At 59.0% G+C, this 13,682-nt stretch carries 10 protein-coding genes; all 10 read left to right on the forward strand.

Going from position 1 to position 13,682, the window contains the following annotated elements; genetic code table 11:
• Positions 1-152: 152 nt before the first annotated feature.
• The gene (locus KO538_RS05395; protein WP_034754154.1) at positions 153-2,075 is read left to right on the forward strand and encodes a PrkA family serine protein kinase; all 1,923 of its coding nucleotides are present in this window, start codon (positions 153-155) and stop codon (positions 2,073-2,075) included.
• A gap of 72 nt (positions 2,076-2,147) precedes the next feature.
• The gene (locus tag KO538_RS05400) at positions 2,148-3,416 is read left to right on the forward strand and encodes a YeaH/YhbH family protein (RefSeq protein WP_219327646.1); all 1,269 of its coding nucleotides are present in this window, start codon (positions 2,148-2,150) and stop codon (positions 3,414-3,416) included.
• Positions 3,416-5,017, forward strand: coding sequence for a SpoVR family protein (locus KO538_RS05405; RefSeq protein ID WP_046686270.1), 1,602 nt, complete (start codon positions 3,416-3,418; stop codon positions 5,015-5,017). The genes KO538_RS05400 and KO538_RS05405 overlap by 1 nt, the downstream gene beginning before the upstream one ends.
• 539 nt (positions 5,018-5,556) lie before the next feature.
• Entirely contained in the window at positions 5,557-6,213 is a 657-nt protein-coding gene (locus KO538_RS05410; RefSeq protein WP_034754161.1) for an energy transducer TonB, read from the forward strand.
• A gap of 86 nt (positions 6,214-6,299) precedes the next feature.
• A complete protein-coding gene (locus tag KO538_RS05415; RefSeq protein WP_181878028.1) occupies positions 6,300-7,232 on the forward strand; it encodes a MotA/TolQ/ExbB proton channel family protein in 933 nt (310 codons plus the stop codon).
• A gap of 5 nt (positions 7,233-7,237) precedes the next feature.
• Positions 7,238-7,666, forward strand: coding sequence for a biopolymer transporter ExbD (locus KO538_RS05420; protein ID WP_034754165.1), 429 nt, complete (start codon positions 7,238-7,240; stop codon positions 7,664-7,666).
• A gap of 105 nt (positions 7,667-7,771) precedes the next feature.
• Positions 7,772-8,203, forward strand: a complete 432-nt coding sequence (locus KO538_RS05425) for a biopolymer transporter ExbD (RefSeq protein WP_176741207.1) — start codon at positions 7,772-7,774, stop codon at positions 8,201-8,203.
• 78 nt (positions 8,204-8,281) lie between these two features.
• Positions 8,282-9,493, forward strand: a complete 1,212-nt coding sequence (locus KO538_RS05430; protein ID WP_034754169.1) for a tetratricopeptide repeat protein — start codon at positions 8,282-8,284, stop codon at positions 9,491-9,493.
• Positions 9,494-9,735: 242 nt separating this feature from the next.
• Positions 9,736-10,707 (forward strand): bifunctional riboflavin kinase/FAD synthetase, encoded by a 972-nt coding sequence (locus KO538_RS05435; RefSeq protein WP_034754171.1) that lies wholly within the window; start codon positions 9,736-9,738, stop codon positions 10,705-10,707.
• 67 nt (positions 10,708-10,774) lie between these two features.
• Positions 10,775-13,675, forward strand: a complete 2,901-nt coding sequence (gene ileS / locus KO538_RS05440) for an isoleucine--tRNA ligase (protein ID WP_219327647.1) — start codon at positions 10,775-10,777, stop codon at positions 13,673-13,675.
• Positions 13,676-13,682: the final 7 nt, after the last annotated feature.

The raw sequence follows: 13,682 nt of genomic DNA on the forward strand, positions 1-13,682 counted from the left end.
CGGGCAATCCGGACTCGCAAAGACAGCCGGGCTTGAAACAACAATAAAAATCGGTACGGGGTACAGAAAAAATTCAGACGGCAAGCCCAGGCGAGTGCCAGGCGGGCGGCCATGGTGACTGGCAGTTCAGGTTTACATTAAAGGACATTGACATGACCATTTTTGATAACTATGCAGCACGCTACGAGCGCACCCGCGAAGAGGAAATGTCGCTCACCGAATACCTGGCCCTGTGCAAGAAGGACAAGCTGACGTATGCCAGCGCGCCCGAACGCATGCTGGCCGCCATCGGCGAGCCGCAGCTGGTCGACACGCGCAACGACACGCGCTTGTCGCGCATCTTCGCCAACAAGGTGATCAAGATCTATCCCGCCTTCCGCGAGTTCTACGGCACCGAGGAAGTGATCGAGCAAGTCGTCTCGTATTTCCGCCACGCGGCGCAAGGCCTGGAAGAACGCAAGCAGATCCTGTACTTGCTGGGGCCTGTCGGCGGCGGCAAGTCATCCATCGCGGAAAAACTCAAGTCGCTGATGGAACACGTGCCCTTCTATTGCCTGAAAGGCTCGCCCGTCAACGAATCGCCACTGGGCCTGTTCAACGAGGAAGAGGACGGCACCATCCTGGAAGAGGATTACGGCATCCCGCGCCGCTACCTGCGCAACATCCCCAGCCCGTGGGCCGTGAAACGCCTGCATGAATACAATGGCGATATCAACCAGTTCCGCGTCGTCAAGCGCTATCCTTCCGTGCTGAAACAGATCGCCATCTCGAAAACAGAGCCGGGCGACGAGAACAACCAGGATATTTCCTCGCTGGTGGGCAAGGTCGACATCCGCAAGCTGGAAGATTACGCCCAGGACGATCCGGACGCCTACAGCTATTCGGGCGGCCTGTGCCTGGCCAACCAGGGCTTGATGGAATTCGTGGAAATGTTCAAGGCGCCGATCAAGGTCTTGCACCCCTTGCTGACGGCCACGCAGGAAGGCAACTACAAGGGCACGGAAGGCTTCGGCGCGATTCCGTTTGACGGCATCATCCTCGCCCACTCGAACGAGTCGGAATGGAAGACGTTCAAGAACAACCGCAACAACGAGGCGTTCCTTGACCGTATCTATATAGTCAAGGTGCCGTATTGCCTGCGCGTGTCCGATGAAATCAAGATCTACGACAAGCTGGTGGCCAATTCCTCGCTCGTCAAGGCCCCGTGCGCGCCCGGCACCTTGCGCATGATGGCGCAGTTCGCCATCCTGTCGCGCCTGAAGGACCCGGAAAACTCGAGCATCTTTTCGAAGATGCTCGTCTACGATGGCGAAAACCTCAAGGATACGGACCCGAAAGCCAAGTCCATGCACGAATACGTCGATTACGCGGGCGTGGACGAGGGCATGAACGGTCTGTCGACGCGCTTTGCCTTCAAGATCCTGTCTAAGGTGTTCAACTTTGACAATTCCGAAGTGGCCGCCAATCCCGTGCATCTATTATATGTACTGGAACAGCAGGTCGAGCGCGAGCAGTTCGCGCCGGAACTCGAGCAGCGCTACTTCTCGTATATTAAAGAGCACCTGGCGCAGCGCTATGTGGAATTCATCGGCAAGGAGATCCAGACGGCGTACCTGGAAAGCTATTCGGAATACGGACAGAATATCTTCGACCGCTACGTGACGTTTGCCGATTTCTGGATACAGGACCAGGAATACCGCGATCCGGACACGGGTGAAAGTTTTGACCGCGAGTCGCTGAATAATGAACTGGAAAAGATCGAGAAGCCGGCGGGCATTTCCAATCCGAAGGATTTCCGCAACGAAATCGTGAACTTCGGCTTGCGCGCACGGGCCTCGAATGGCGGCAAGAATCCCGCCTGGACCAGTTATGAAAAGTTCCGCACCGTGATTGAAAAGAAAATGTTTTCGAATACGGAGGAATTGCTGCCCGTGATTTCCTTCAATGCCAAGGCCAGCGCCGACGATGCCAACAAGCACGCCGACTTCGTGGCCCGCATGGTGGAAAAAGGCTATACGGCCAAGCAGGTACGCCTGTTATGCGAATGGTACTTGCGCGTACGCAAGTCATCCTAGCGCGGACAGCGGAGGCGCGCTCCCGCCTGACGACCGGCGGGGCGCGCAAGACGAGAGGCAAGGAGGCACCCTTTGACATATCTCATCGACAGGCGCTTGCAAAGCAAGAATAAATCCGCCGTCAACCGCGAGCGTTTCCTGCGGCGTTACAAGGGCCAGATCAAGGATGCCGTGGGGCGCGCCATCAAGGGGCGCTCGATCACGGACGTCGAGAATGGCGAGAAGGTCAGCATCCCCGTCAAGGACGTGGGCGAACCGTCGTTTGGCCACGCGCATGGCGGCGTATGGGAAGTGGTCAATCCCGGCAACAAGGAATACCTGAAAGGCGACCAGATCGCCCGGCCGAAAGGCGGCGGTGGCGGCGGGCGGGGCAAGGCGGGCAATAGCGACGAGACGACGGAAGACGACTTCATCTTCGAATTGTCGCGCGAAGAATTCATGAATTATTTCTTCGAGGACCTGGAATTGCCGCACATGGTGAAAACCCAGCTGACGGCCACCACGGAATTCAAGAACCAGCGCGCCGGCTACAATATGTCGGGCACGCCATCGAACATCCACGTGCTGCGCTCCTTGCGCGGCGCGCTGGGCCGGCGCATCGCCGTCGGCGGTGGCGCCCGCAAGCAGCTGGCGCAGGCCGAGGAAGACCTGGCAACACTGCTGCACGAAGGGGCGCCCGACAGCGACCCGCTCGTCACGGAACTGCGCCGCCTGATCCACCACCTGCACACGCGCCTGCTGGCCATTCCCTTCATCGATCCGTTCGACTTGCGCTACAGCAACCGCATCAAGGTACCGAAGCCGATGACGCAAGCCGTCATGTTCTGCATCATGGACGTCTCCGGCTCCATGGACGAGTCGCGCAAGGACACGGCCAAGCGCTTCTTCATCCTGTTATATCTTTTCCTCAAGCGCGTCTACGACAAGATCGAGGTGGTCTTCATCCGCCACCATACGGCGGCGGCCGAAGTGGACGAGCATGAATTCTTCAATTCGCGCGAATCGGGCGGCACCGTCGTGTCCTCCGCGCTGCACTTGCTCAATACCATCATCGACGAACGCTATGGCGCCGGACAATGGAACAGCTATGTAGCGCAGGCATCGGACGGCGACAACTGGGACAACGATTCCATGCTGTGCCGCCAATTGCTGATCAATACCATCATGCCCAAGGTGCAGTACTACACCTATGTCGAGATCACCGATGGCCCGCAGCAAAACCTTTGGGAGCAATATGCGGGCGTTCTCGACCATCACGCCCATTTCGCCATGCAAAAGATCGTCACGCCGGCCGATATCTACCCGGTCTTCCGCGAACTGTTCAAGAAACAGGTGAAATGATGAGTGCAGCCTTTGACCGCGCCAGCAATACTCCGGGCGAACCGTTCGTGCGCCTGCGCCACCCGAACGCCCTGCCCGAGCAGTCGGAATGGACGTTCGAGCTGATCGAGCAAATCCACGAGGAAATCCGCCGGGTGGCGAAACAGTTTGGCCTCGACACGTATCCGAACCAGCTGGAAATCATCACGGCCGAGCAGATGATGGATGCCTACACGTCGGTGGGCATGCCCGTCTCGTACAACCATTGGTCGTTCGGCAAGCATTTTTTGTCCACCGAGAAAAGCTACAAGCGGGGCCAGATGGGCCTGGCTTACGAGATCGTCATCAACTCGAATCCGTGCATCGCCTATTTAATGGAGGAAAACAGCCTGACCATGCAGTCGCTGGTGATCGCGCATGCGGCCTACGGGCATAACTCCTTCTTCAAGGGCAATTACCTGTTCCGCGCCTGGACGGATGCGGACGCCATCATCGACTATATGGTGTTTGCCAAGAATTACATCGCCGAATGCGAACAGCGCCATGGCGTCGACGCCGTGGAACTGCTGCTCGATTCGTGCCACGCCATCCAGAACTATGGCGTGGACCGCTACAAGCGCCCGGCGAAACTGTCGATGGCGAAGGAATATGCGCGCCAGAAAGAGCGCGAAGCCTATGTGCAGTCGCAGATCAACCAGCTGTGGCGCACCCTGCCCCGGCGCGACGAAGACGAGGACGAGGACGACCAGCGCAAGGCCGCCCCCCGCTTTCCGCCCGAACCCGAGGAAAACCTGCTGTACTTCATCGAGAAGTATGCGCCGCTGCTGGAACCGTGGCAGCGCGAGATGGTGCGCATCGTGCGCAAGATTTCCCAGTATTTCTATCCGCAGCGCCAAACCCAGGTCATGAACGAAGGCTGGGCCACCTTCTGGCACTACACGATATTGAACCAGCTGTACGACGAAGGCGTGGTAGGCGACGGCTTCATGATGGAATTCCTCAAAAGCCATACCAACGTCGTCTACCAGCCGCCCATCGACAGCCCGTATTACAGCGGCATCAATCCGTATGCGCTGGGTTTTGCCATGATGAGCGACATCCGCCGCATCTGCGAGCACCCGACGGACGAAGACCGCGCCTGGTTCCCCGACATGGCCGGCAGCGATTGGCGCAAGAGCCTGGACTTTGCCATGCGCAATTTCAAGGACGAAAGCTTCATCGCCCAGTATCTGTCGCCGCGGCTGATCCGCGAATTCCATTTCTTTGCCGTGCTCGACGACGACAAGAATGAAAAGCTGGCCATTTCCGCCATCCACGACGATGCCGGCTACCGCTACGTGCGCCAGCAGCTGGCCGAGCAGTACAACCTGGGCAACCGCGAGCCGAACATCCAGGTCTGGTCCGTCAATACGCGCGACGACCGTGCATTGACCCTGCGCCACACGCAATTCCAGCGCCGCCCGCTGAACCAGCAGGCGGCCGAGGTGCTCAAGCATGTGGCGCGGCTGTGGGGCTTCGACGTCCACCTCGATACGGTCGACCCGCAGGGCGTCGTCCTGGGCACCCTGAATTGCCGACGGGAAAAACGCAACCGGCGCGATGACCCCGTTGTCCGGCCATGAAATGATTTGTTGACAATAATCAATGGCAAGAATATAAGCGTTTCCTATGCCTACATAGGAATTCAGTATGGCCTGGCGGCCTCAAATGGGCCGCCAGGACCGCCTTTTTTGACCTGGGTGAAGTGGCTTCCGCACCCGTTTGGTGCGCGCGTGCAGCTAAGTGGTCTGGTTCCGAGGTAAAACATTTCCAAAAGGAAAGATTTTCCTCCAAATTTAGCAGTTTCCATATTGAATATCACGAAATATAATTCCGCCATATGGGCACATCGGAGAACTTAGCAGTGGTAGCCCAAAACGGCTGTAAAAAACCGATAAGACCGCCTTTTTTTCTGTCCGAAAGCGTGCAAAGATGACATAAGCAAGTACGTTTTCAGGGCGCAAAAGCGCCGAAAATTTAACCGGTTTTAGGCGTTAAAAATCTGTGTAAAATAAAGAATTCGTATGTATAATTCGGCGACGTCCCGGATACGGCTGGAGCTTTGTGTCGTCATTTTGGGGTTCAGTTGCAAGACAAGAGATGGTATTTGGAGAAAGCAGGCATGAATTTTTCGAACGAGAAAAGTCCCAAGAACTACACAGGCATCACTATCGTTGTCCTGCTGCACGTTCTCGCGGCTTACGGGATCGTGACGGGCTTGGGCAAGCGGTTGGTCACCAAAATGATGGAACCGGTTGAAACCAAGATTATCGAGGAAGTCAAACCGCCTCCACCGAAGGATCTTCCACCGCCACCACCGCCGCCAGAAATGAAAGCGCCACCGCCGCCATTCATTCCGCCAGTCGAGGTGAACGTGCAGCAGCCGCCACCACAGCAAAACGTGATTGCAAATACGACTGCTGTGAAGCCAGCCACGAATGTATTGGCACCGCCAGCACCGCCTGCACAGCCTGCGCCAACTCCTGGACCAGCCAAATCGGTGCGTACACCGGCCGTGGTTGACTTCAGTGTCTGCGAAAAGCCGGCTTATCCAAAGTCGTCGCAGCGCAATGAGGAAACCGGTGTGGTGACACTGTCGTTCCTGATCGGTGTAGACGGCAAGGTCGCTGATTCGAAGATCGTGAAGTCCAGCGGCTTCAGAGACCTGGACAAAGCCGCGGTGCAAGGTATCAGCCGCTGTACATTTAAGCCGGCAACAGTTGACGGCAAGCCGGAACAAGGCTGGCAGCAAATGCAATACGTTTGGTCGCTGGATTAAAACCCGAGACAGTTATCCCCTGTCTCACACTATGATTTCGTTGTCATTACGTTCAGCGATCTGTTATTTTTAATTTTGGAGGAAGCATGTTTAAGAATACCCGTTTGTCCGCATTTTTTGCCGCGGTTCTGTTGTCCGTTACCGCTACTACCGCTCTGGTAGCAGCTCCGGCATTCGCTGACGCGCCAGCATCGGCAGCAGCTACGGCTCCAGCGGCAGACGCTGCAGCAGCACCAGCACCAGCTGCTGACGCAGCAGCTCCAGCAGCAGACGCAGCCGCTCCAGCCGCTGACGCAGCAGCTCCAGCCAAAACCGAAGAAGTCCACAACCCGTTCGGCCTGCAAGCAGTGTGGGACGGCGGCTTCGTGCCACGCGCCACCCTGATCATTCTGGCCATCATGTCGATCGGCAGCTGGTACATCATCATCACCAAGCTGATGGATCAAATGAAGATCTTCAAGCAAGCTAAAGAAACCGCTGCCAAATTCTGGAAAGCACCTTCGATCGCTGCTGGTTCGGCAACGCTGACCGAAGGCTCGCCATTCCGCTTCATCGCTGAATCGGGCACCAAGGCAACGGCTCACCATGACGGCGCCCTGCTGGAACAAATCGATCTGTCGACCTGGGTGACGATGTCGATCCAGCGCGCTTCGGACAAAGTCCAATCGCGTCTGCAAGATGGCCTGTCGTTCCTGGCAACCGTTGGTTCGACCGCACCGTTTATCGGTCTGTTCGGTACCGTTTGGGGTATTTATGGCGCGCTGACCAACATCGGCATGACCGGTAACGCTTCGATCGATAAAGTTGCAGGTCCAGTTGGTGAAGCACTGATCATGACCGCTTTCGGTCTGCTGGTCGCCGTTCCTGCCGTTCTGGGTTACAACTGGCTGGTGCGTCGTAACAAAACCGCAATGGAAGACGTACGCTCGTTCAGCGCCGACGTTCACTCGGTACTGATCTCCGGCGCAATGTCGACCAGCGAAGCTGGCCGTGCTGCCGGCGCTAAAAAGATCGGATAAGAATCATGTCGATGTCCGTCGGCTCCGACAGCGGAGATGAAGATCAAGTAATGTCAGAAATCAACACGACGCCGCTCGTCGACATCATGTTGGTTTTGCTGATCATTTTCTTGATCACCAGTCCGGTTGTCCTCAAATTGCAGAAAATCGATCTGCCGATCGAGGCCAACCAAGCCCTTCAAAGCAAGCCAGAAAACGTCAACATCGTTGTCAACAAGGATGGCGAGATTTATCTGGGCCAGAAGAAACTGAAAGATACGAGCGAACTGTTCGATTATCTGAAAGTTGAAGCAGTGAAAGTACCGCAGCCGGAAGTACACGTTCGTGGCGACCAAGAAACACGCTACGAATCGATCGGCCGGGTTATTTACACGACCCAACGTGCCGGGATCCAGAAGGTCGGCTTCATCACCGAACCACCTGACAAGGGCTGATAGCGACTGGCAGCGGCGCCCCGGCAACAAGGGCGCGCCACTGCCGGAAGCTGACCGGGCGGCAGTTTCGCCCGGTGCTTCGTTGGACTTCTTAAAGGAAACACTATGAGTATGAATGTCGGTTCGGGAAGCGCTCCAGGCGCGGATCCGGAACCAATGATGGAACTGAACATGACGCCCCTCATCGACGTGATGCTGGTGCTGATTATCATGTTGATCATCACGATTCCTAAGCAAAACCACTCGGTGAACTTGAACATGCCGGTCGGCACCCCGCCGCCACCGACAACCGAACCAGTGGTCGTCACGATCGATGTCGATTTTGACGGTACGATCTTGTGGGACAATCAGGTCGTTCCTGACCGCGCTTCGCTGGAAGCCAAGCTGAGCAACGTCGCTGCGCAAGCAGACCAGCCGGAAGTGCATCTGCGTCCGAACAAGCTGGTGGAATACAAAGTCGTCGCCGGTGTGATGGCGTCGGCGCAGCGTCTGGGCGTGACCAAAATCGGTCTGGTCGGCAACGAGCAATTCCAGTAAGCTGCAGCAATCAGGTTCTCTTTACATCCGAATAGGCAGGACTTCCTGCCTATTCGCTTTTTACTGAAAGACTTTCTTATGTCCAAGTTTCGTCTCGCTCATCTCGGCCTCGTCATGGCCGCTATCGGTTTTACCGCAGCAACTCCCGTAATCGGCCTGGGCTCGCTGGCATACGCCGCGGACACCGTGCGTGCCGAAGTGGGCAAGCCACTGCAAGAAGCGCAAAAACTCGCTAGCAGCGGCAAAAACAAGGAAGCGCTGGCCAAGCTGCGCGAAGCTGACAGCGTCGGCGGCAAGACCGCCTTTGAAAGCTACCAGATCGAGCGCGTGCGCGCCTCGGCCGCTGCTGCCGCCGGCGACAACGGCACCGCCATCAAGGCGTTTGAAGCCGTCATCAATTCCGGCCGCCTGAGCGCCGCCGAAGCCCCCAAATTCACGCAAGCGCTGGCAGGCATGTACTACCGCGCCAAGGACTGGCCGAACACCATCACCTGGATCAAACGTTCGCTGAAAGACCGCGAAGATCCACAGATGCGCGAACTGCTGATCCAGACCTACTACGTCAGCGGCAACTACGCCGAAGCGGCGAAGGAACTGCAATCGCGCGGCGGCAACTCGGAAGCGAGCCTGCAAATGCTGGCCAACATCCAGTTGAAACAGAACGACAAGGCCGGCTACGTCGCCACCCTGGAAAAACTGGCATCGAGCTATCCGAAAACCAGCTACTGGGCCGACCTGCTGAACCGCGTTTCCGGCAAACCTGGCTTCTCGCAGCGCCTGGGCCTGGACGTCCAGCGCCTGCGCCTGGCCAACGGCCTGTTCACCAAGCCGTCCGAATACATGGAAATCAGCCAGCTGGCCCTGCAAGCAGGCAATCCTGGCGAAGCGCTGGCCATCATCGAGCAAGGCTACAAAAAAGGCGTGCTGGGCACCGGCACCGATGCCGCCCGTCACCAGCGCCTGAAAGATCTGGCCCTGAAAACCCAGGCTGATCTGAAGGCCAACGCCGCCAAGTCGGAAGCGGAATACGTCAAGAACAAGGACGCCGACAGCTTGAGCAAGCTGGGCTTCGCCCTGGTCTACGATGGCCAAGCCGACAAAGGCCTGGGCCTGATGAATGACGCCGTGAAAATGGGCACCGCCAAGTATCCGGAAGAAGCCAAGCTGCATCTGGGCATCGCCTACATCCACGCCGGCAAGAAATCCAACGCATCGACCGCGCTGAAAGCCGTCAAGGGCACGGATGGCGCGGCTGACCTGGCTCGTTACTGGGCATTGATGAACAAATAAGACAACACGTCCAGGGCGTTGTTGCCGCGTATCGCCGTACATTCGTACTGTCTTCGACTCGGCGCCTAGCCCTGAACATGTTGTCAAGTCCTTAGTTCGAGAAAAGCGTTGCCAGCACACCCGCCGGCAACGCTTTTTATCATTTCAGCAGGGAAATTGCCCCTGCGCCCGCCCTGCCGGGTGTGCATCCCTGAAACAGTCCGTATAATCCCCCTTTTGGCACAGTTTTTCATCAGATTCCTATGAAGGTATTCCGCGGACTTCCCAATGCCCAGGCACGAGCGCCTTGCGCTCTGACCATCGGCAATTTTGACGGTGTCCACATCGGCCATCAGGCCTTGCTGGCGCGCGTGCGTGAAGCTGCCACCGAACTCGGCATCGAAGCGGCCGTGATGACGTTCGAGCCGCACCCGCGCGAGTTCTTCGCGCAGCGCGCGGGCGACCTGTCGAAGGCGCCGCAGCGCATCGCCAACCTGCGCGACAAGCTGCAGTCGCTGGACGACGCCGGCATCGACCGTGTCGTCGTCGAGCACTTCAGCGCCCAGTTTGCCGCCCTGACGCCGCAGGAATTCACTGAAAAAGTCCTCGTCGACGGCTTGCACGTGAAATGGCTGATGGTCGGCGACGACTTCTGCTATGGCGCCCGGCGCGCCGGCGACGTCGCCATGCTGCAGGAAGCGGGCCGCCAATACGGTTTCCACGTAGAAACTTTACCGACGGTGATGAATGGCAGCACGCGCATCTCCTCGTCGGCCGTGCGCCTGGCCCTGGCCGCCGGCGATTTCCCGCTGGCCACGCAACTGCTCGGCCATCCGTACGCCATTTCCGGCCACGTCATCCACGGCCAGAAGCTGGGCCGCACGCTCGGTTTCCCCACCCTGAACCTGCGCGTGGCGCACCGCCCCGCCCTGTCCGGCATCTTCATCGTGCAGGTACACGGCCTGGGACCGGCACCGCTGCCTGCCGTGGCCAGCCTCGGCGTGCGCCCCACCGTCGACGACAGCGGCCGCGTCTTGCTGGAAGTGCATCTGTTCGATTTCGCCCAGTCCTGCTACGGCAAGCTGGTACGCGTGGAGTTTTTGGAAAAGCTGCGCGACGAAGAAAAGTACGACGACTTGCCTACCCTGACGGCCGCCATCGAGCGCGACTCGAACCAGGCGCGCGCCTACTTCGAGCAGCGCAGCGGCGCCATTACCGCCACCGACCGAATTTGACGCCGGCCAACTCCGCCGACTGGCGGCTCCTGCCGCCGCAAACCATTCAATATCATTAAAGAAGATTATGTCCGATCAAAACAAGCCAGCCACGCCCAAGCAGAACAAGAAGCCTGAAAGCAAATACCCGGTCAACATGACGGAAACCCCATTCCCGATGCGCGGCGACATGGCCAAGCGCGAGCCGCAATGGGTACAGCAATGGCAAGACAAGAAAATCTACGAGCGCGTGCGCAAAGCCGCCGCCGGCCGCCCGAAATTCATCCTGCATGACGGCCCGCCGTACGCGAATGGCGATATCCACCTGGGCCACGCCGTCAACAAGATCCTCAAGGACATGGTCGTCAAGTCGCGCTCGCTGGCAGGCTTCGACGCGCCGTATGTACCGGGCTGGGATTGCCACGGCATGCCGATCGAGATCCAGATCGAAAAACTGCACGGCAAGAACCTGCCTACGGCCGAAGTGCTGGAAAAAGCGCGCGCCTACGCCAACGTGCAGGTCGAGCGCCAGAAGAAGGACTTTATCCGCCTGGGCGTGCTGGGCGAGTGGGACAACCCCTACCTGACGATGGCGCACGGCAATGAAGCGGACGAATTGCGCGCGCTGGGCAAGCTGCTGGAAAAAGGCTATGTCTACCGCGGCCTGAAACCGGTCAACTGGTGCTTCGACTGCCAGTCGGCCCTGGCCGAAGCGGAAGTGGAATACGCGGAAAAACGCGATCCCGCCATCGATGTCGGCTTCAAGTTCGCCGAGCCGGCCAAACTGGCGGCTGCCTTCGGCCTGCCATCGCTGCCGACCGATAACGGTTTCATCGTCATCTGGACCACGACGCCGTGGACCATCCCGTCGAACCAGGCGCTGAACGTGCACCCGGAAGTCAAATACGCGCTGGTGAAAGCCGAGCGCGATGGCCAGCCATTGCTGCTGATCCTGGCGCAAGACCTGGTCGTGGCCAGCCTGGCGCGCTTCAAGCTCGAAGGCACGACGATCGCCACCTGCGACGGCGCGGCCCTGGCCGGCATCAGCTTCCGCCACCCGCTGCATGCGAGCGACGCTTTCTATGACCGCCTGTCGCCCTTGTACCTGGCCGAATACGTGACCACGGAAAGCGGCACGGGCGTGGTGCACTCGGCGCCAGCCTACGGCCTGGACGACTTCATCTCGTGCAAGGCGCACGGCATGAAGGACGACGACATCATCAAGCCCGTCATGGGCGACGGCAAGTTCGCCTCGACCCTGCCCCTGTTCGGCGGCATGACCATCTGGGAAGCGTCGAAGCCGATCTGCAACGCCCTGCGCGAAGCGGGCGCGCTGTTCGAAGTCAAGATGTTCGACCACAGCTACATGCATTGCTGGCGCCATAAGACGCCGATCATCTACCGCGCCACCTCGCAGTGGTTCGCCGGCATGGACGTGACGCCGAAAGACGGCGGCGCGACCCTACGCGAGACGGCATTGAAAGGCATCGCCGACACCGAGTTCTTCCCGGACTGGGGCCAGGCGCGCCTGCACGGCATGATCGCCAACCGTCCCGACTGGACCCTGTCGCGCCAGCGCCAGTGGGGCGTGCCGATGGCCTTCATCGTGCACAAGGAAACGGGCGACCTGCATCCGCGCACGCCGGAATTGCTGGAGCAAGTGGCCAAGCTGATCGAAAAAGACGGCATCGAGGCATGGCAGGCGCTCGATCTGAAAGACCTGATCGGCGACGAAGCGGCCATCTACGCGAAGAACAAGGACACCTTGGACGTGTGGTTCGATTCCGGCGCCACGCACCAGACGGTGCTGGGCGGCCCGCAAGGCCACGGTTCGCACTCGACGCAGCTGCAATTCCCGGCCGACCTGTACCTGGAAGGCTCGGACCAGCATCGCGGCTGGTTCCACTCGTCCTTGCTCGTGTCCTCGATGCTCAATGGCCGTCCGCCGTATAAAGCCCTGCTGACGCACGGCTTCACGGTCGATGGCGAAGGCAAGAAGATGTCTAAGTCGCTGGGCAACACGCTGGCGCCGCAAAAGATCTCGGACACCCTGGGCGCGGACATCCTGCGCCTGTGGATCGCCTCGACCGACTACACGGGCGAGCTGTCGATCTCCGACGAGATCCTGAAACGCGTGACGGAATCGTACCGCCGCATCCGCAACACCCTGCGCTTCCTGCTGGCCAATACGTCGGACTTCAATCCGGCCACGGACGCCGTGCCGGTGGCGGACATGTTCGAAATCGACCGCTATGCGCTGGCCAACATGGCATCGCTGCAAACGCAGATCGAGAACAACTACGCGCGCTACGAGTTCCACCCGGTCGTGTCGAAGCTGCAGACGTACTGCTCGGAAGACCTGGGCGGCTTCTACCTGGACATCTTGAAGGACCGTTTGTACACCTCGGGCCTGACGTCGCATGCGCGCCGTTCGGCGCAGACGGCCCTGTGGCACATCACGCAAAGCCTGCTGCGCCTGATGGCCCCGGCCCTGTCGTTCACGGCAGAAGAAGCTTGGGCCGTCTTCGCAGGAAGCGAAGCGTATGCCGCCAGCGATGAAACCATCTTCACGCAAACGTGGTGGCAGCTGCCGGAAGTGGCGGACGCCGCCGCCCTGCTGGAGAAATACACGGCCCTGCGCGCCGTGCGCACGGACGTGACGAAACAGCTGGAAGACTTGCGCACCTCGGGCGCCATCGGTTCGTCGCTGCAGGCGGAACTGACGATCAAGGCCGCGCCGATGAAGTACAAGCTGCTGACCACCCTGGGCGAAGACTTGAAGTTCGTCTTCATCACCTCGCAGGCAACCGTGGCTGAAGTGGCCGACGAAGCAGCCGAGGAAGTGGTCGTGGCCGCGTCGACGGCGCCGAAGTGCGAACGCTGCTGGCACTACCGTGCGGACGTGGGTACGGACGCCGCGCATGCTACCCTGTGCGGCCGCTGCGTCAGCAATCTGTTTGGCGCCGGCGAGAAACGCCGCTTCGCATAAAACAGCG

This window comes from Janthinobacterium sp. NKUCC08_JDC (assembly GCF_019345575.1).
Classification (GTDB): Bacteria; Pseudomonadota; Gammaproteobacteria; order Burkholderiales; family Burkholderiaceae_D; genus Janthinobacterium; species Janthinobacterium aestuarii.